This is a genomic window from Gordonia sp. B8661-1, assembly GCF_059427765.1.
The window spans coordinates 493,532-512,180 of the sequence record NZ_JCAHRL010000003.1 but is presented as its reverse complement, the minus strand read 5'-3'; the positions used below and the strand labels follow the sequence as shown (position 1 = coordinate 512,180).

Genomic DNA, 18,649 nt, shown 5'->3' with positions numbered 1-18,649 from the left:
TCGTTGGGTGGGACACCGACGGAGGAGGGCGCGTTGTTCCCTGGGATTTTCGCAGTCACGACACCCGACAAGGCCGCGGTGATCCGGGCCGCGACCGGCGAGCAACTCACCTACCGTGAGCTCGATGAGAACTCGACGCGCATCGCGAACCATCTCGATGCCCTCGGCCTCCGGGCCGGCGACACCGTGGCGATGGTCTCGACGAACGACCTCCACATGTTCGAGGTCTACTGGGCCGCCGTTCGCAGCGGCATGTACATCACCGCCATCAATCACCATCTGACCGCAGCGGAGACGAACTACATCCTGGCCGACTGCGACGCCAAGGTGTTGTTCGCCGACCGGTCGGCGCCCAGGGCGGTCGCGGATACGGACTCCTTAGCCCCGCTCGCCGTCGACGGGCACCGGATCGCCTGGGGCGCAGCAACTCCCGAAGCGCTTCCGGAAGGCTTCGTCGATCTCGACGACATCCTCGCGCGCACGCCGGCCACCCCGCGGGCGGATCAGCCCCGCGGTACCGACATGTTGTATTCGTCGGGTACCACGGGACACCCGAAGGGCATCAAGCTACCGCTGCCCGAGGGGCAGATCGACGAGATCCCCGATCGGCTGACCCCGGTGTTCTCGATCATCTACGGGTTCGACTCGAGCACCGTGTACTACTCCCCCGCACCGCTCTATCATGCGGCGCCGCTGCGGTTTTGCGCGATGACGAACTCGGTCGGCGGCACGGTGGTGTTCGCCGACCGATTCGAACCGGACACCGCCCTGTCGGACATCGAACGGTACGGCGCCACCCACAGCCAGTGGGTGCCGACGATGTTCGTCCGCATGCTGAAGCTGCCCGAGGAGAAGCGTGCCGCGCACGACGTGAGCACCATGACGATCGCCATCCACGCCGCGGCACCCTGCCCCGCACACGTCAAACGCGCCATGATCGAGTGGTGGGGACCCGTCATCCACGAGTACTACGCGGCGACGGAGGCCGCAGGCGCCACCTTCATCGGCCCCGACGAGGCTCTCGAACGACCCGGTTCGGTCGGCCGCGCCGGTCAGGGCATCCTGCACATCTGCGACGACGACGGAACCGAACTGCCCACCGGCGAGACCGGACTGATCTACTTCGAACGCGACGAGGTGCCGTTCCGCTACCACAACGATCCGGACAAGACGAAGAAGGCGCAGCACCCGGAACACGAGAACTGGGCCACGACAGGCGATATGGGGTACGTCGACGCGGACGGCTACCTGTACCTCACCGATCGCAAGGCCTTCATGATCATCTCCGGCGGCGTGAACATCTACCCCCAGGAGGCCGAGAGCATCCTCATCGGCCACCCGGCGGTCTACGACGTTGCGGTGATCGGGGTACCCGACGATGATCGTGGTGAGCAGGTCAAGGCGTGCGTTCAACTGGCGGACGGATATTCGCCGTCCGAGGAGCTCGCCGACGAACTGCTCGCGTACACGACGTCCTCACTCGCCGCGTTCAAGGCACCCCGGACCGTGGACTTCGTCGAGGAACTTCCCCGGACACCCACCGGCAAACTCGTCAAAGGCGAACTGCGCAAGCAGTATTGGCCCTCCGCCTGATCAGGAGTCCGGCCGGGGTATCAGGCACCCGTCCGCGCGTACCTCGATCCGCCCGTCGACGGTCCGGTCGTCGGCCGATGAGCTGCGCAACTCCAGTGTCTTGAGTGCCCAGTAGGCGGCGAACGCCACGATCGCCCCGGTCTCGAGTCCCAGCAGCGTCTTTCCCGGGCCGGTCAGATCGAGCACTGCCACGGCGAGCACCGGCAGGGCGACGAGGCAGACCGACAGGATCACGTAGGCAACGAGATACGCCCGGGCGACCCGCGCCGGCAGCAGGGGCAGCGTCGTCCGTGAATACAGCACGATGGCAGCACTGACGAAGAGGAAGAACAGCACCGCCGATACCGCATGAACGATGTTGCCCGCGTTCATATCCCGTACGCCGGGCGGGGTTGTCGGACTGAGTGCGAGCGCTATCGCACAGATGCCGGCGGCATTGAGCAACCAGTTCTCACCGACCGCGTAGCCCCGGTAGGCGATGAGACTGACACCGATGGCGACCACCGCACCGACGAAGACCGTCCGGGCGTCCGTGTAGTAGTAGGCGCTCAGCGAGCCCGGCGATCCCAGATCCGGATCCAGAGCACTCCAGGACAGGAGCACCGCGGGCAACCCGATGGCGCTGCCCGCGATGATCACCCGCAGGGTGAAGTAGGTCGCGACCATGAACGTCCGGAGCGCATCCGGCCCCAGCGGTGCGCGTCGGCCCGAAGACTGTGCCATGGATCGATTATCGACCGTCCACCGGAGAACGAGCCGCACCTTCCGTCGGCGACGTCGGATCAGGCGAGTTCGATGAGTTCCTGATACTCGTCGGACCAGTGATCCTCGGTGCCGTCGGGCAGCAGGATGACACGCTCGGGCTCCAGGGCCGCTGCCGCGCCCGGATCGTGGGTCACCAGGACAACTGCTCCGGTGTAGCTGCGGAGTGCGTCGAGCACCTGTTCACGGGACACCGGGTCCAGGTTGTTCGTCGGCTCGTCGAGCAGCAGCACATTGGCCGCCGACGAGACGAGACCGGCCAGGGTCAGACGCGTCTTCTCGCCACCGGACAGGGTGCCCGCCGGCTGTTCGAGTTGCGGCCCGCTGAACATGAACGCACCGAGCAGACCGCGCAGATCCTGTTCACCGGCGTCGGGTGCGGCGTGCCGGATGTTCTCCCAGACCGTCGCGTCGTCGTCGAGGGTGTCGTGCTCCTGGGCGAAGTAGCCGATCTTGAGGCCGTAGCCGGGTTCCAGTTCGCCGGTATCCGGTTTCTCCACACCCGCGAGCAGTTTCAGCAACGTGGTCTTGCCCGCACCGTTCAGCCCCAGGACGACGACACGGCTCCCCTTGTCGATGGCCAGGTCCACCCCCGCGAAGATCTCCAGCGAGCCGTACATCTTCGTCAGTCCGCTGGCCATCAACGGCGTCTTGCCGCAGGTCGCGGGCTCCGGGAAGCGGATACGGGCCGTGCGATCGGCCACGATCTCCTCGTCGAGAGCGTCGATCATCCGGTCGGCGCGCTTCAGCATCTGCTGTGCGGCAGTCGCCTTGGTGGCCTTCGCACCCAGTTTCGCGGCCTGCGCGCGCAACGCTCCGGCCTTCTTCTCCGCGTTGGCCCGTTCCCGCTTACGACGCTGTTCGTCGGTGGCGCGTGCATCCAGGTACCGCTTCCAGCCCATGTTGTAGACATCGGCCTCACCACGCACCGCGTCGAGGAACCAGACCCGGTTCACCACGTCGGCGAGGAGGTCGACATCGTGGCTGATCACCACGAGTCCGCCCTCATGATTCTGCAGAAAGGTCCGCAGCCAGGCGATCGAGTCCGCGTCGAGGTGGTTGGTCGGCTCGTCGAGCAGCAGGGTGGTATCGGATTTCCCGGAGCCGTCGGAGGCGGCGAAGAGGATGCGCGCCAACTCGATTCGGCGTCGCTGGCCACCCGACAGCGTGCGGAGCGGTTGCGCCAGGACCCGATCCGGCAGAGCCAGGCTCGAACAGATCCGCGCGGCATCCGACTCTGCCTCATAACCGCCGAGTGCGCCGAAACGCTCCTCGAGACGCGCATATTTGGCGATGGCCCGATCGCGCACCTTGTCGTCGGCGGTCTCCTCCATCAGACGCTGCTGCTTCGCCATCCCGGACAGGATCTCGTCGAGGCCGCGAGCGGAGAGCACCCGGTCCTTGGCCAGGACGTCGAGGTCACCCTCTTTCGGATCCTGTGGCAGGTAGCCGATCGGCCCGGAGGTGCGGACCGCGCCGCTGTACGGTTGCGTCTCCCCCGCGAGAATCCGGAGCGTGGTGGTCTTTCCGGCGCCGTTGCGGCCGACGAGACCGATGCGGTCGCCGGGCTGAATGCGCAATTGATCGCCGGGCGCCGACAACAGAGTCCTCGCGCCCGCTCGAACTTCCAGGTCGGTCGCGGTGATCACGGCGGCCAAGTCTACCCGCCATCCACCACAGGTTTTCCCGCCCGACCGGCGCCACGGCACTCACCGGCCGGTTACGGTGACAAACGTGAGCGAACCCACAGCAGAGACATCGACATCTTCCCTGTCCGGACGATCCGCACTGGTGACCGGCGCAAGCCGGGGCATCGGGCTGGCGATCGCCACCGAACTCGCCCGCCGCGGGGCGGCAGTGGTGATCACGAGCCGTAAACCGGACCCGCTGTCCGAGGCTGCCGAGCAGATCCGCACCGACGTTCCCGGCGCCGTCGTGACCGCGTGCCCCGGCAACACCGGCGACGAGAACCACCGCGCGGAGGCCGTCGCGGCGACGGTCGCCCAGGGCAACGGCATCGACATCCTGATCAACAACACCGGCATCAACCCGACCTTCGGCCCCATGATGAACGCCGACCTCGGTGCCGTCCGGAAGATCTTCGACACCAACGTGGTGGCCACGCTCGGATTCGTCCAGGAGGCCTTTCATGCCGGTATGCGAGAGAACGGCGGTGCGATCGTGAACATCTCGTCGGTCGCCGGGATCCGGTCGACCGGTGTCCTCGGCGCGTACGGCGCGTCGAAGGCCGCGCTCATCCGCCTGACCGCCGAATTGGCCTGGGAGTTGGGCCCCAACAAGATTCGTGTGAACGCCATTGCTCCCGCGATCGTGCGGACCCAGTTCGCGAAGGATCTGATCGCGGGTGAGAACGAGGCGCGCGCCGTGGCCGCCTATCCGCTCGGCAGGCTCGGTGAGCCCGCCGACATCGCGCGGGCCGCGGCCTTCCTCGCCGGCGACGAATCGTCCTGGATCACCGGTGAGACACTCGCCGTCGACGGTGGGGTGCTCGCCACCGGCTCGATGTGACCGTGCCGCGCGCCGACGTCATCATCGTCGGCGCCGGCCCGGCCGGCCGCGCACTGGCCCATCGACTTCTGCGCCGGTCGGTGCCGGTGACACTGGTCGATCCGGCCCCGCAGCGCCCGTGGCGGGCCACCTACGCCTGCTGGATCGACGAACTGCCGGACTGGCTGCCGCACAATGTCCTCAGGGTGTCCCTCCGCTCGGTGCGCATTCGCGGCGAGCGGGTGGCAGACGTCGACCGCGGGTACGGCGTCCTGGACAACGACGCGCTCCGGCGGGCACTCACCGTGGACGACGCCCGAATCGTGTCCGGCCGCGTGGTCGGCATCGCCGCCGACCATGTGGAGTTGTCGTCTCGCGAGCGTCTGCGGGGCGCACTCGTGATCGACGCCCGTGGTCCCGGCGGGACCGGACCACGCCAGACGGCCTTCGGGGTCATCGTGCCCACCGCGCGAGCCGACGAGATCCTCGGTGGCACGGAGGGGATCCTCATGGACTGGTCGATGCCGGAGGGTGCATCGGCCGACGAGGGGTTGCCGAGTTTTCTCTATGCGGTACCGGTGGACGAGCAGCGAGTGCTGCTGGAGGAGACATGCCTCGCGGGTTCGCCCGCGCTCACCCGGGCCGAGCTCGCCGGACGTCTCGCGGACAGACTTCCGGAGGTGGATGTCGCAAGCATCGAGGACACCGAGACCGTGTCATTTCCCTTGACCGGCCCGAGCCCGACACCCTGGCGGTCCACTCCGATGACGTTCGGCGCGCGGGGCGGACTCATGCACCCGGCCACCGGCTACGGCGTGGCCGCCGCGCTGTGCGCCGCCGAGACGGTCGCCATCGCGATTGCCGAGGGGCGCGACCCGCGCCGTGCCCTGTGGCCTCGCGGTGCCCGAGTCATCCACCGGCTGCGGCTCGTCGGCATGCGGGCCCTGCTCGACCTACCCGACGACGACGTGCGAATGTTCTTCGACGTCTTCGCGCAACTTCCGGTTGATCACCAACGGGCCTTTCTGTCCGAGAGAACGGACCTGTTACGAGTCTCGGCCGCAATGACGGCAGTCTTCCGACGCGTACCCAACCGGACCCGAAACACTCTGGCGCGAGCCATGTTCCGACGCTGATCGTATCGAGGGTTGCGGGTGGTGGTCTCGATACGCGGCGGACTCGCTGCGCTCGCACGTCGCTACTCGACCCCGGAAAGGGCTACGCCCGCACCGCTACCCGACCCGCGAAAACCACCGCTGATCGTGTATCGAGATCCACCTACAACCGCGGATCGACCGGCTCGGATTCCAGTGCCAGCACCCCGAACACGCACTCGTGGACCTGCCACAGCGGCGCGCCGTCGGCATGTCTGGCCAGCGCCTCCCGGCCCAGTTGGTACTCGCGCATCGCCATCGATCGCTTGTGGCGCAGATCCCTGGAACGCAGGCGATCCAGGTTTCGCTGATATCCCGGTCCGTAGATGATCCGCAGATATTCGGCGCCACGGACCTTGATGCCGGGCGGCAGGGGCCGATCGCGCTGATCCCGCACCAGATTCCCGAGCGGCTTCACGACCATGCCCTCGCCTCCGGTATCGGTGATCTCCGTCCACCACCGCGCCCCCCGTGCCCGTGACTCGGCCGATCCGGTGTCCACGACCAGTCGGTCGGTCCTCTCGAAGAGCGCCGGATCCGACGTTGCGAGCTGATCGGCGACCGCCAGATGCCAATCATGGGAGTGCTTTTCGAAGGTGTGCCGCGTCTCCCTCGTTCCGGCGGCCAGTACTTCGAAGGGGGCGATGCGAACATCATCGATTCCGGCTCCCACCTGAACGTGGCTCAGGTAGGCGGTGGTGAAATCGTCGACGTCCCGCCGATTCCGGCGCACCTCGTCGAGCAACTCCCCAACCGGGAGTCCCCGCTCGGCGGCCTGCCTCAGTTCGGCGTCGACGAGTTCCAGCTCATCGACCGCGGTCGCGGCGAGTCCCACGAACCGGTCCCGGATCAGCTTCTCCCCCTTGATGTTCCACGGCAGCACCTCCGCGTCGAGGATCAGCCAGTCACATCCGAGATCCGCGAAGACCGGCTCGGCGGCGGTTCGCGCCCGCCGAAGAATCTGCTCGGTGGCCGATGCGTCGAAGAATGACCGTCCGGTACGGGTGTAGAGCGCCCCGTGGCCCGGCGCATCGTCGAATGCGGCTGCTGCGACGCCGTCGTCGCGAGAGACGACCAGCACGCCACGCGACCCCATGTGTTTACGTTCGCAGATCACTTCGCGAACACCGAGTTCCGCGTAGTGATCGAAGGCGGCCTCCGGATCCTCCAGCAGATCGGGACGCTTGCTCCCGATCGGACTCATCGTCGGCGGCAGGTAGCGCAGCCACCGCGGATCGATCGCATGGCGCGACATGACCTCCAGGGCTGCCGCGGCGTTTTCTTCGCGGATTGTGACCGAGCCGCCGAACCGTGTTCGGACACTGCGCTTTCCGGCCACATCCGTGATCGCCATCTCAGCCCGGAGCAGAGCGTCGGCCGCCGTGTCGCCGTATCCCATCGGCCGCTCCGGCACCCAGTACACAGCCCGGGCGTCCACGTCGACGATCTCCAGTTCCGGATATCGCACCGCCGTGAGTCGGCCGCCGAAGACGCACCCGGTGTCGATGCAGAGTGTGTTGTTGGTCCACGCGGCCTGGGCAACCGGGGTGTGGCCGTACACGACGCGGGCCGGCCCCCGGTAGTCCCGCGCCCAGTCGACCCGAACCGGGTAGCCCCAGCGGTCGGTCTCACCGGTCGTCTCGCCGTACATCGCGAGGTTTCGCACCCGCCCCGACGTACGTCCGTGGTATCGCTCCGCCAGGCCGGCATGCGACACGACGAGGCGTCCGTCGTCGAAGACCAGATGAGAGACGAGGCCGTCCAGGAATTCGGTGACCTCGGTGACGAATTCTGTTGGTGTACTGCCGAGTTGCTCCAGCGATTCGGCGAGCCCGTTGCCGGTGGACATCTGCTTGCCCGAACGATCCCGGCCGTTGCGTGACCGAAGTGCCCGCAACAGCTTCTCCTCGTGATTCCCGCGTACACAGACCGCCTGTCCCCGGGCGACCATCGACATCACCAACCGCAGCACGCCGGGTGTGTCCGGTCCCCGATCGACGAGATCACCGACGAACACCACACGTCGCCCCTCCGGATGATCGTGCACACCGGATACGACGCCGTCCGGCTCCGATGCGGTCTCCCAGCCCAAGGCACGCAGGAGATCGCAGAGTTCGGTGAAGCAGCCGTGGACGTCCCCGATGATGTCGAAGGGACCGTGGTCGTCGGTGCGATCGTTGAACAGTCGCGTGCGCACCACCTGCACCGCATCGATCTCGTCGGCCCGCGACAGGGTGTATACGAACCTGAATCCCTCTTTGCGCAGGTTCTTTCCGCGTTCGCGCAGCATCCGGTGCTGGCGGAGCGCCACCGCCCGGTCCGCAGCCGACGGATCGTTCTCGAGCCTGGCGTCCACACGGCGTTGCAGTTCTCCTTGAGGTGGATCCAGAACGGTCGCCACGGCGAACACGTCGAGGTCCTTGGCGAGGTCCAGGAGAACCTTCCGATCCTCCGGCCGCACCGACGTCGCGTCGACGACCGTCAGCAGTCCCCGCCGCAAGCGCCGTGCGGCCACGTCGAGGAGCGCCGCGAAGGCGTCCCCGGTGGCCTCCTGCGAGGTGGGATCGTCGGACACCATCCCCCGGAAGACGTCCGATGACAGGACCTCGGTGTCGCGAAAGTGCCTGCGCGCAAAGGTGGATTTACCGGCCCCGGAGGCTCCCACGAGCACGACGAGGCACAGCTGCGGTATCTCCAGCACTCCCCCGGTGCCGTTCTCGTTCCGCGTCGTCATGAAGCCCTCCGTCGTCGATGCGGGTGAAGACCGCGCACTGCGTCGGCGCGCCGAGACCGTCCACCGGATCGCCGATCGGATGGTAGGTGACGGTGTAGCGGTAGTCATCGGCGATACGCGCCGCCCACTCGGCGAATTCCGTTCTGGTGGACTCGAATCGATGATCGGGATGCCGGAACGTATCCGTCAGACCGTACACCGGGTTGTACTCGCGGTTCGGGGTGGTCACCACGACCGTGCGGGGCGCCATGGCGCCGAAGACCGACGCCATCGCCATCGGCAGGCGCTCCGGTTCGATGTGTTCGATGACCTCCATGAGGACGGCGGTGCCGAAACCGCGACAGCGGTCGTCGGTGTACATGACCGAGGACTGCCATAGCTCCACATCTCGGTAACGTGCCAGGCGCCGCTGCGCGCGACGCAGTTCGCCGATCGACACGTCGACCCCGGCGAGCCGCGGGATTCCGGCCCGCTCGGCGAGCGCGGCCAACAATCGGCCCTCGCCACAACCGATGTCGAGCACCGACCGGGCACCCGATGCCTTCACGAGATCCACAACCACCTCGAGTCGCTTGCGCGCCAGTGACTCTCGGGGCGTGCCGACGGGTTCGTCGACGATGTCGGCCCCCGCGATCCGGCCGATCGCCTCGTCCGCCAGCGAGCGAATGCGCTTCAGGTAGCCGTGCACGATATCGTCGCGTCGTGGATGCGCCGCGAGCCAACCGTCGCCGAGGCGCTGCAGTTTGTCGACCTCCGAATCGTCGACGAAATAGTGCTTGTCCCCGGCGATCACCGGGATCAGCACGCTCAGATGCCGGAGAGCATCACGGACTGTGTGCTCGCCTCGAAGTCTCACGGTCGCGACGTCGGAGTCTCCCCACTCCGGCGGTGTCAGCGGCCGACGCCGCACCTCGACGTCCCAGCCCAGCGGCCCGAAGAGATCCTCGGGAGACACGTCCCCGTCGAGCGGCACGGCCGCGACCGTCAGCGTCATCGGCCAACGATGCCCCACCGCGTCGGCACGCGGTGACCGGCCCCCGATCGCATCACCGAAGACCTTCCCCAGCGCCACGACCAGACGCGATGAACCCGCGTACGGAATGGTGTTCACGTACCGTTCGCCCGCATCCGTGGTGGCTCGAGCCCCTGCACCGTCGACACGAAGCACTGCACGGCAACGCGCGACCGTCGCCACGGGGTAGAAGACCGTCGCCGTGCCCTGCGTGGTGGGAAAGGTCTGCACCCGATCCGGATGTTTGTGCAGCAGGAAGCCGAGGTCGGTGGCGGGCCGGAGATCATCCCCGGCGACGTCGATGGTGACAATCACTCGATCACACTATCGATGGCGGCAATCGAATATCGTCCGCCGAACAACTGATCCGGATTGGGTACAGACTTTCTGACATGGTGGACGCATGCCGCTGACCATCGGAGACTTCGCGCGCCTGGCCGGCGTCTCGACGCGGATGCTGCGCCACTACGACGGCCTGGGGCTGCTGCAACCGGATCGGGTCGACGAATCCTCGGGATACCGCTACTACAACGCCGCGCAACTGACCCGGCTGAATCGGCTCATCGCCTTGCGAGAGCTGGGTTTCGGCCTGCAGGAAATTGGTACGTTGCTCGACGCCGATGCGGAAACGACGCGGGCGAGCCTGGCACGCCGGCGGGATGCCCTGGCCGCGGACATCGAGGCGGACCGCCGCAGATTGGCCGCGGTGGATGCGCGCCTCGACCTGATCGCCGACGAGAACGCCGGTGATCTCGCCTTCGTTCAGCGCTCCATGCCTGCTCTGCGCCTCGTGCATCGGACCGGCGTTGTCGATGACGCGGGCGAACTGAACCAGGCCGTCGGACCGCTGTTCCAATCACTCGCAACGGATCTCGCCGGCCATGGACTGCCGATGACGGCCCCGTCCTACGCGTGGTACGAAACCATAGGCGACAGCATGCATTTCGGAGTCGGATTTCGCGCACCCGCAACGGTTCCGGACGGACTCCCCACCGTGGACCTGCCCGAATCGCCCGCTGCATTGACCACGGTGCATCACGGAGTCATCGACCGCATCGATCGCGCGTGGCAGTCACTCGCCCGCGAGGTCGATGCTCGCGGGTATGCGGTCGCGGGCCCCGGCCGCGAGGTCTATCACGAGACGCCGTTCGATCACCCGGACGAATGGGTCACCGAAGTCCAGTTGCCGATCGATATCCCGGCCGGACAGCACCCCGGCGCTTGACCTTCACAGTGTGTCAATCCGTACAACTGTTCCTGCCATGACGGACCGATCATCAAGGAGCACACCATGACCGACTACCCGACCACATCGCTGCCGGCCCTGACGCTGCTGCAGTATCCGGCGCAGGTTCGCTCCCAAGCCGAGGTGCCGGAGACGGTCGGCGGGCTGTTCGCGCGGCTGATACCGCAGCTGCCCGCACTGGGGCTGTCCCCGGATCATCCGACGGTCGCCTGGTATGGCGGCGGCACCGACGTCACCGAACTCGGGGTCGGCGTCGAGTCGAATGCCCCTGCGATCGGCGGCCTCGAACGGCATCAGTTGCCGGGGGCGGCCAAGGCAATCACCGTTCGCCATCGCGGCACTCTCGAAGGCATCGGCACGGCCTGGGCAGCGCTCCATGAGCAGCTGATCGCCGACGGGCACACGCCGGTCGGGCCCTGCCGCGAGGTCTACCTCGAAGGAAACATCGACCAGCCCGACTCGTGGGTCGTCGATCTGCAGCAGCCGATTGCTTGACCGACAACGGCGCCGGGCGCGGGTCTCGATACGCTTCCTCGGCTGGCGGCTCGGCCGCTACTCGACCACCGGCGGGACACAGTCAGGACGAGCCCCTCCGATGGTCGACGAGGCCATTCGATGGTCGAGTAGCGGCGGTGAGCGTAGCGAGCCGCCGTGTATCGAGACCGGCGTCACCGGAAATCGCGGAGCGCTCGCCACTGCGCCACGAGATCGTCGACGTCGACGGTCTGCGCGACAGCCGACACCACGGGGCCGCGCAGTCTCGTCGTCAGACGTGACCGGCGAACGCGGGTGTTGTAGTCGTCGAGAATCTGCCGGACCATCGCCTCGGTCGGTATGTCCCGCAAGGACTCCGGAAAGCCCTGGGCCTCCTTGCGCAATTGCAGGGGCTCGGGCAGCAGCGCGGCCGAGTCGAGATCCTCCTCGCGGATCTTGCGTTTGACCCACCAGTTCGGGTCGTCCGAGTCGGACAGGTCGAGGGGCTTGCCGCTGCCGGGCAGGTCGTCGAAGGCGCCGGCCTCGGTCGCCTCGCGGATCATGCGTTCCACGCGGTCCTCGATGCGGCCCATCGACAATCCCTCCCGGTCGGGTGTCTAGACGGTGAAGCCGAGCGCCCTCAGCTGTTCGCGGCCGTCGTCGGTGATCTTGTCCGGGCCCCACGGCGGCAGCCACACCCAGTTGATCTCCATGTCGGTGCACAGTCCGCTGTTCACGAGTGCACCACGGGTCTGATCCTCGATGACGTCGGTCAGCGGACAGGCCGCCGAGGTCAGCGTCATGTCGATCTTCGCGGCGGCGTCGTTGTCGACCTCGATGCCGTACACGAGACCGAGGTCGACGACATTGATGCCGAGTTCGGGGTCCACGACATCGCGCATCGCCTCTTCGACATCGTCGACGGTGGGCAGCTGCGATGCCGGAACCGTCGGCTCCGCAGACGAATCCGCCTGTGGGGCGGCGGTGTCGCCGGCCGGGGTATCGGTCACCGTGTCGTCGGCGACCGGGGTGGTGGTGTCGTCACTCATGCTGACTCCGCTTCTGACGAATGTGTTGCGTCGACTGTCTGTGCCAACGCATCCTTGAACGCCATCCATCCCAGGAGGGCACATTTCACGCGAGCCGGATACTTGCTCACCCCGGCGAAGGCGATGCCGTCGCCGATCACGTCCTCGTCCCCGTCGTCCGCGCCGCGGGAGGTCATCATCGCGTTGAACGCATCCACCGTCGCCAACGCATCGGCGACGGGCGCGCCCACGAGCTGGTCATAGAGCACCGACGTGGAGGCCTGCGAGATCGAGCAGCCCTGCCCGTCGTAGGAGATGTCGGAGACGGTCGTGCCGTCCGGCGACAATTCGACCCGCAGGGTCACCTCGTCACCGCAGGTCGGATTCACGTGATGGACTTCCGCACCGAACGGATCCCGGAGACCGCGACCGTGCGGGTGCTTGTAGTGATCCAGGATGACCTCCTGGTACATCTGCTCCATCCGCACTAGGCCGCACCTCCCCGCGCACCGAAGAAGTCCTGCGCCCGTTCGATCGCGGCAGCCAGCACATCGACCTCGTCCAGGGTGTTGTACGCCGCGAAGGAGGCACGGGCGGTCGCAGCGATACCGAATCGGCGGTGCAGCGGCCAGGCGCAATGATGGCCCACACGAATCGCCACACCTTCGTCGTCGAGGATCTGACCGAGGTCGTGGGCGTGGATGCCGTCAACGACGAACGACACCGCCCCACCACGGTTCTCGGCGGTCGTCGGACCGACGATCCGCAGGCCGTCGATCGCTCCGAGCCGGTCGAGGGCTCGTGACACCAACGCATGTTCATGTGCCGCAACGGCATCCATGCCGATGGCGTTCAGGTAGTCCACGGCGGCTCCGAGTCCGACGACCTGGGAGGTCATCGGCACCCCGGCCTCGAATCGCTGCGGCGGCGCCGCATAGGTCGAACCCTCCATGGTGACGGTCTCGATCATCGAGCCACCGGTGATGAACGGCGGCAGCTGCGTGAGCAGTTCCGCCTTTCCGTACAGCACCCCGACCCCGGACGGACCGAACATCTTGTGCCCGGAGAACGCGGCGAAGTCCACGTCGAGAGCCCGGAAGTCGACCGGTGCATGCGGCACCGACTGGCAGGCGTCGAGCACCACAAGGGCGCCGACTTCCCGTGCGCGGCGCGACAATTCGGCGACATCTGCCACCGCACCGGTGACATTGGACTGGTGCGTGAACGACACCACCCTGACCGACTCGTCGAGTTCCAGTGAATCCAGATCGATACGGCCGTCGTCGGTGACCCCGTACCACTTGAGCGTCGCACCCGTCCGGCGGCAGAGTTCCTGCCAGGGAACGAGATTCGCGTGATGTTCGAGTTCGGTGATGACCACCGTGTCACCCGGACCGAGTGGCTTGCCGCCCAGCACCGCCGCGCTTCGCTCGTCGCCCAGCGTGTAGGTGACCAGGTTCAGCGCCTCGGTGGCGTTCTTGGTGAACACGATCTCGTCGGCGCTGACACCGACGAACCGCGCGATGCCCTCGCGCGCACCCTCGTAGGCGTCGGTCGCCTCCTCGGCGAGCTGATGCGCACCGCGATGCACCGCGGCGTTGTGGGTGACGAGGAACTCACGCTCGGCGTCGAGCACCTGCAGCGGACGCTGCGCGGTGGCACCGGAATCCAGATACACCAACGGTTTGTCGTCGCGGACGGTCCGCGACAGGATCGGGAAATCCTGCCGCAGACGCGCGACGTCGAGCGACTGTGGAATATCGGTGGCAATGCTCATATGCGTGCCTCCTGTGGCCTTCGGCTACTTGGCTGCTGCCGCTGCGGTGAAGCGCTCGTAGCCGTTCTCTTCGAGTTCGTCGGCCAGTTCCGCACCACCGGACTCGACGATGCGCCCGTTGACGAACACGTGGACGAAGTCGGGCTTGATGTAGCGGAGAATCCGCGTGTAGTGCGTGATGAGCAGGACTCCGCCGTCCTCGCGCTCCTTGTAGCGATTCACGCCCTCGGAGACGACACGCAGCGCGTCGACGTCCAGACCGGAGTCGGTCTCGTCGAGGATCGCGATCTTCGGCTTGAGTAGCGACAGCTGCAGGATCTCGTGTCGCTTCTTCTCACCGCCGGAGAAACCCTCGTTGACGCTGCGCTCGGAGAACGCCGGATCGATCTCGAGCTCGGTCATCGCCTCCTTGGTCTCCTTGACCCAGTGACGCAGCTTGGGAGCCTCGCCACGGACCGCGGTGGCCGCGGTGCGCAGGAAGTTGCTCATCGACACGCCGGGCACCTCGACCGGGTACTGCATGGCGAGGAACAGCCCCGCTCGCGCCCGCTCGTCGACGGACATGTCGAGCACGTTCTCGCCGTCGAGAGTGATGGTGCCGCTGGTGATCTCGTACTTCGGGTGACCGGCGATGGCGTAGGAGAGCGTCGACTTGCCGGAACCGTTGGGCCCCATGATGGCGTGCGTCTCCCCCGACTTCACCGTCAGGTTAACACCCTTGAGGATGTGGATGGGCTCGGCGTCGGAATCGGACTGTGCGACATCAACATGCAGGTCGCGGATTTCCAGTGTGGTCATCGGTGATATTTCCTCGGGCTGTTGGGGTCTGGGAGGTGAGGGGTCAGGCGCCGGCGATCTCGAGTTCGGCCTCGATGGCCGCCTCGAGGCGCTCACGCACCTCCGGCACGGTGATCTTGGCGAGCACCTCGCCGAAGAATCCGCGGATCACCAGGCGACGGGCCTGATCCTCCGGGATGCCGCGGGCCTGCAGGTAGAACAGTTGCTCGTCGTCGAAGCGGCCGGTGGCGCTGGCATGGCCCGCGCCGACGATCTCGCCGGTCTCGATCTCGAGATTCGGGACCGAGTCCGCGCGTGCGTTGTCGGTGAGTACCAGGTTCCGGTTGAGCTCGTAGGTGTCGGTGCCCTCGGCCTCGGCGCGAATCAGCACGTCGCCGATCCACACGGTGTGTGCCTCGCGGCGACGATCGCCCGAGGTGTCACCCTGCAGCGCACCCTTGTATACAACTCGCGACCGGCAGTTCGGCTGCGCGTGATCGACCAGCAGTCGCTGCTCGAGGTGCTGTCCGGCATCGGCGAAGTACAGACCCCACAGCTCGGCGTCGCCGCCGGGGCCACGGTAGCTGACGCGCGGGGACAGCCGAACGGTGTTGCCGCCCAAGCTGATCGCGAAGTGCTTGATCACCGCGTCGCGGCCGACCGAGACATGATGCGCGGTGACGTGCACGGCGTCGTCGTCCCAGTCGTGCACGTTGACGACGGACAGATGGGCGCTGTCGTCGGCGATGATCTCGACGTTCTCGGCGATGGTGCCGCCGCCACGCTGATCGAGGACGACGACGACCTTCGCGAACGCCTCGGCACGTATCTGCACGTGCGAGTACGCGACCTCGCCCTCGCCCGGTCCCGTCGTGGTGATCACGACCGGCTCGGCCACCTGCGCCTCGCGACGCGCGGTGACGATCGTGGCCTGCTCGAAGCCGCTGTAGGCCTGCGCCGCAATGCGATCGAAGGGCGCGCCGGCGGTACCGAGACGCTGGTCGTCGCGGCCGACGGTCTCCACGGACACGTCGTCGCCCGCGCCGGTGACCTCGACGCCCACGGTGCCGGTTGCCGGCACGGTGCCTTCATGCAGTCCCCGCAGCCGGCGGAACGGCGTGAACCGCCACGCCTCCTCGTGCTGATTCGGTACCTCGAAGGCCTCGACGTCGAAGGACGTGAACAGCTCGCCCTTGTTCGTGGCGATCGCACCCGCGGATGCGGCCTGATTGTCGGTGACCTCCGTCATCAGCCGACGGCTCCTTCCATTTGCAGCTCGATGAGCCGGTTGAGTTCGAGCGCGTACTCCATCGGCAGCTCCTTGGCGATCGGCTCGACGAAGCCGCGCACGACCATCGCCATCGCCTCCTCTTCGGTGAGCCCGCGGCTCATCAGGTAGAAGAGCTGCTCGTCGCTCACACGGGAGACGGTGGCCTCGTGGCCCATCGTCACGTCGTCCTCGCGGATGTCCACGTACGGATAGGTGTCGCTGCGACTGATCTGGTCGACCAGCAGCGCATCACAGACGACCGTCGAGCGGCTGCCGTGCGCACCCGGGTTGACCTTGATCAGACCGCGGTACGACGACCGGCCACCGCCGCGGGCCACCGACTTGGAGACCACGTTGCTCGAGGTGTTGGGCGCCAGGTGGACCATCTTCGATCCGGTGTCCTGGTGCTGACCGGCACCGGCGAACGCCACCGAGAGAACCTCACCCTTGGCGTGCTCACCGGTGAGCCACACGGCCGGGTACTTCATGGTGACCTTCGAGCCGATGTTGCCGTCGACCCATTCCATCGTCGCGCCGGCCTCGGCCTTCGCACGCTTGGTGACCAGGTTGTAGACGTTGTTCGACCAGTTCTGGATGGTCGTGTAGCGGCACCGGCCGCCCTTCTTCACGACGATCTCGACGACCGCCGAGTGCAGCGAGTCGGTCTTGTAGATCGGTGCGGTACAGCCCTCGACGTAGTGCACGTAGGCATCCTCGTCGACGATGATCAGGGTCCGCTCGAACTGACCCATGTTCTCGGTGTTGATCCGGAAGTAGGCCTGGAGCGGGATGTCGACGTGCACTCCCGGCGGAACGTAGATGAACGATCCACCCGACCACACCGCGGTGTTGAGCGCGGAGAACTTGTTGTCGCCTGCCGGGATCACCGAGCCGAAGTACTCACGGAAGATCTCCGGATGCTCACGCAGTCCGGTGTCGGTGTCGACGAAGATCACGCCCTGCTCCTCCAGATCCTCGCGGATCTGGTGATAGACGACCTCCGACTCGTACTGCGCGGCCACGCCTGCGACGAGGCGCTGCTTCTCCGCCTCGGGGATGCCGAGCTTGTCGTAGGTGTTCTTGATGTCCTCGGGCAGTTCCTCCCAGGAGGTGGCCTGCTTCTCGGTGGACCGCACGAAGTACTTGATGTTGTCGAAGTCGATGCCGTCGAGTTCGGCACCCCAGTGCGGCATGGGCTTGCGGTCGAAGATCTTCAGAGCCTTGAGACGCTGCTCGAGCATCCACTCGGGCTCGTCCTTCTTGCCGGAGATGTCGGCCACGACAGCCTCGGACAGACCGCGCTGCGCGCTGGCCCCCGCCACGTCGGAATCGGCCCAGCCGTATCCGTAGGTGCCGAGCGAGGCAATCGTCTCTTCCTGGGTGAGCGGTGCACCTGCGACCGGTGCGCCGGTATCGGTCGCGTTCGGGTCGGTGACTGTCATCGCGGGGCCTTTCCTTGGTTTTCGGGTGCGGATTCGGATGTGGGCTGCACATCCGGAGGTGGCTGTGTGTTCGGTTGTGTCGCGGGATCTCCCGGTTCCGCCTGACTGGTCACGGGCGGATGCAACGGCACGTGGGTCGTGCAGGCGCAGTCCCCGTTGGCGATGGTGGCCAGGCGCTGCACGTGGGTGCCCAGCAGCTCGGAGAACACCGCGGTCTCGGCCTCGCACAGTTCGGGGAATTCACCCGCGACGTGCGCCACCGGACAGTGGTGCTGACAGATCTGCACGCCCGCACCGACCTGCCGGGTGTTCGCCGAGAACCCGGCGCCGGTGAAGGCGTCGGCGATCTGCTCGACGGTGCCGGTGACCGATCCCGACTCGGTGGCCGGGGAGACATCGGCGACGATCCGCTCGACGCGTTCGCGGGCGAATGCGTCGACGGCCTCCTGTCCACCGATCTCGCGGAGCTTCCGCATCGCGGAACCGGCCAGATCGTCGTATGCGTGATGCATTTTTCCGCGGCCCGCGGCGGTGAGCTGGAACCACTTGGCGGGTCGTCCCCGGCCGCGACGACCGAATCCGGATGCGGAGGTCTCCACATCACCGGCCTCGGTCAGCAAATCGAGATGACGCCGCACACCGGCCGCGCTGATGCCGAGACGGTCACCGATCTCGCCGGCGGTCAACGGGCCGTCCTCCATCAGGAGAGACACCACCGCCGCACGGGTCTGACCGTCGTGAACAGCGGAAACACCGTCGGACGCGGAACCTGCGGAGTGCACGCGTGCACCTCCGCCGGGCAGCCCCTCAGTCGTCCGCAGTGTTTTCACAACACAAGTGTGACGTAATTGAGTGCAGGTGGCTACCAAGGG

General features: G+C 66.7%; 17 protein-coding genes. 5 read left to right on the top strand and 12 right to left on the bottom strand.

What is annotated here, in order from left to right; genetic code table 11:
* The first annotated feature begins 33 nt into the window (after positions 1–33).
* Positions 34–1,593 (top strand): acyl-CoA synthetase, encoded by a 1,560-nt coding sequence (locus tag AC4JJG_RS09825; protein ID WP_495400660.1) that lies wholly within the window; start codon positions 34–36, stop codon positions 1,591–1,593.
* Here the strand turns inward: AC4JJG_RS09825 and AC4JJG_RS09820 are convergent, their stop codons facing one another.
* Both AC4JJG_RS09820 and AC4JJG_RS09815 read right to left on the bottom strand, forming a co-directional pair.
* On the bottom strand, positions 1,594–2,316 hold the full coding sequence (locus AC4JJG_RS09820) for a hypothetical protein (protein WP_495400661.1): 723 nt from the start codon (positions 2,314–2,316) through the stop codon (positions 1,594–1,596). It lies immediately after the preceding gene.
* A gap of 59 nt (positions 2,317–2,375) precedes the next feature.
* On the bottom strand, positions 2,376–4,004 hold the full coding sequence (locus tag AC4JJG_RS09815) for an ABC-F family ATP-binding cassette domain-containing protein (protein ID WP_495400662.1): 1,629 nt from the start codon (positions 4,002–4,004) through the stop codon (positions 2,376–2,378).
* A gap of 85 nt (positions 4,005–4,089) precedes the next feature.
* Here AC4JJG_RS09815 and AC4JJG_RS09810 point away from each other — a divergent pair, with 85 nt between their 5' ends.
* Complete coding sequence (locus AC4JJG_RS09810) at positions 4,090–4,884, top strand: SDR family oxidoreductase (RefSeq protein ID WP_495400663.1); 795 nt, start codon at positions 4,090–4,092, stop codon at positions 4,882–4,884.
* Positions 4,881–5,999, top strand: coding sequence for a lycopene cyclase family protein (locus tag AC4JJG_RS09805; protein WP_495400664.1), 1,119 nt, complete (start codon positions 4,881–4,883; stop codon positions 5,997–5,999). Before AC4JJG_RS09810 ends, AC4JJG_RS09805 begins: the two co-directional genes overlap by 4 nt.
* 142 nt (positions 6,000–6,141) lie before the next feature.
* Here the strand turns inward: AC4JJG_RS09805 and AC4JJG_RS09800 are convergent, their stop codons facing one another.
* Positions 6,142–8,751 carry a polynucleotide kinase-phosphatase gene (locus AC4JJG_RS09800; RefSeq protein ID WP_495400665.1) on the bottom strand — a complete coding sequence of 870 codons (2,610 nt, stop codon included), beginning with the start codon at positions 8,749–8,751 and terminating at the stop codon, positions 6,142–6,144.
* Positions 8,660–10,078 carry a 3' terminal RNA ribose 2'-O-methyltransferase Hen1 gene (locus AC4JJG_RS09795; RefSeq protein WP_495400666.1) on the bottom strand — a complete coding sequence of 473 codons (1,419 nt, stop codon included), beginning with the start codon at positions 10,076–10,078 and terminating at the stop codon, positions 8,660–8,662. Before AC4JJG_RS09795 ends, AC4JJG_RS09800 begins: the two co-directional genes overlap by 92 nt.
* 88 nt (positions 10,079–10,166) lie before the next feature.
* Between AC4JJG_RS09795 and AC4JJG_RS09790 the strand changes: the two genes are divergently transcribed.
* Both AC4JJG_RS09790 and AC4JJG_RS09785 read left to right on the top strand, forming a co-directional pair.
* Positions 10,167–10,988, top strand: a complete 822-nt coding sequence (locus AC4JJG_RS09790; protein WP_495400667.1) for a MerR family transcriptional regulator — start codon at positions 10,167–10,169, stop codon at positions 10,986–10,988.
* 66 nt (positions 10,989–11,054) lie between these two features.
* A complete protein-coding gene (locus AC4JJG_RS09785; protein WP_495400668.1) occupies positions 11,055–11,504 on the top strand; it encodes a GyrI-like domain-containing protein in 450 nt (149 codons plus the stop codon).
* Positions 11,505–11,677: 173 nt separating this feature from the next.
* Here the strand turns inward: AC4JJG_RS09785 and AC4JJG_RS09780 are convergent, their stop codons facing one another.
* The 8 genes from AC4JJG_RS09780 to AC4JJG_RS09745 are packed head-to-tail and all read right to left on the bottom strand — an operon-like array spanning position 11,678 to position 18,607.
* Positions 11,678–12,076: a DnaJ family domain-containing protein gene (locus tag AC4JJG_RS09780; protein WP_495400669.1), complete on the bottom strand. Its 399-nt coding sequence runs from the start codon at positions 12,074–12,076 to the stop codon at positions 11,678–11,680.
* Between the two features lie 24 nt (positions 12,077–12,100).
* Positions 12,101–12,532, bottom strand: a complete 432-nt coding sequence (locus AC4JJG_RS09775) for a metal-sulfur cluster assembly factor (RefSeq protein ID WP_495400670.1) — start codon at positions 12,530–12,532, stop codon at positions 12,101–12,103.
* Positions 12,529–12,999, bottom strand: a complete 471-nt coding sequence (sufU, locus tag AC4JJG_RS09770; RefSeq protein ID WP_495400671.1) for a Fe-S cluster assembly sulfur transfer protein SufU — start codon at positions 12,997–12,999, stop codon at positions 12,529–12,531. Before sufU ends, AC4JJG_RS09775 begins: the two co-directional genes overlap by 4 nt.
* A complete protein-coding gene (locus AC4JJG_RS09765) occupies positions 12,999–14,288 on the bottom strand; it encodes a cysteine desulfurase (protein WP_495400672.1) in 1,290 nt (429 codons plus the stop codon). Before AC4JJG_RS09765 ends, sufU begins: the two co-directional genes overlap by 1 nt.
* Before the next feature lie 24 nt (positions 14,289–14,312).
* Positions 14,313–15,086 (bottom strand): Fe-S cluster assembly ATPase SufC, encoded by a 774-nt coding sequence (gene sufC / locus AC4JJG_RS09760; protein WP_495400673.1) that lies wholly within the window; start codon positions 15,084–15,086, stop codon positions 14,313–14,315.
* 43 nt (positions 15,087–15,129) lie between these two features.
* Positions 15,130–16,314, bottom strand: a complete 1,185-nt coding sequence (gene sufD / locus AC4JJG_RS09755) for a Fe-S cluster assembly protein SufD (RefSeq protein ID WP_495400674.1) — start codon at positions 16,312–16,314, stop codon at positions 15,130–15,132.
* Positions 16,314–17,777, bottom strand: a complete 1,464-nt coding sequence (gene sufB, locus AC4JJG_RS09750; RefSeq protein ID WP_495400675.1) for a Fe-S cluster assembly protein SufB — start codon at positions 17,775–17,777, stop codon at positions 16,314–16,316. Before sufB ends, sufD begins: the two co-directional genes overlap by 1 nt.
* The gene (locus AC4JJG_RS09745) at positions 17,774–18,607 is read right to left on the bottom strand and encodes a helix-turn-helix transcriptional regulator (protein ID WP_495400676.1); all 834 of its coding nucleotides are present in this window, start codon (positions 18,605–18,607) and stop codon (positions 17,774–17,776) included. Before AC4JJG_RS09745 ends, sufB begins: the two co-directional genes overlap by 4 nt.
* Positions 18,608–18,649 lie beyond the last annotated feature (42 nt).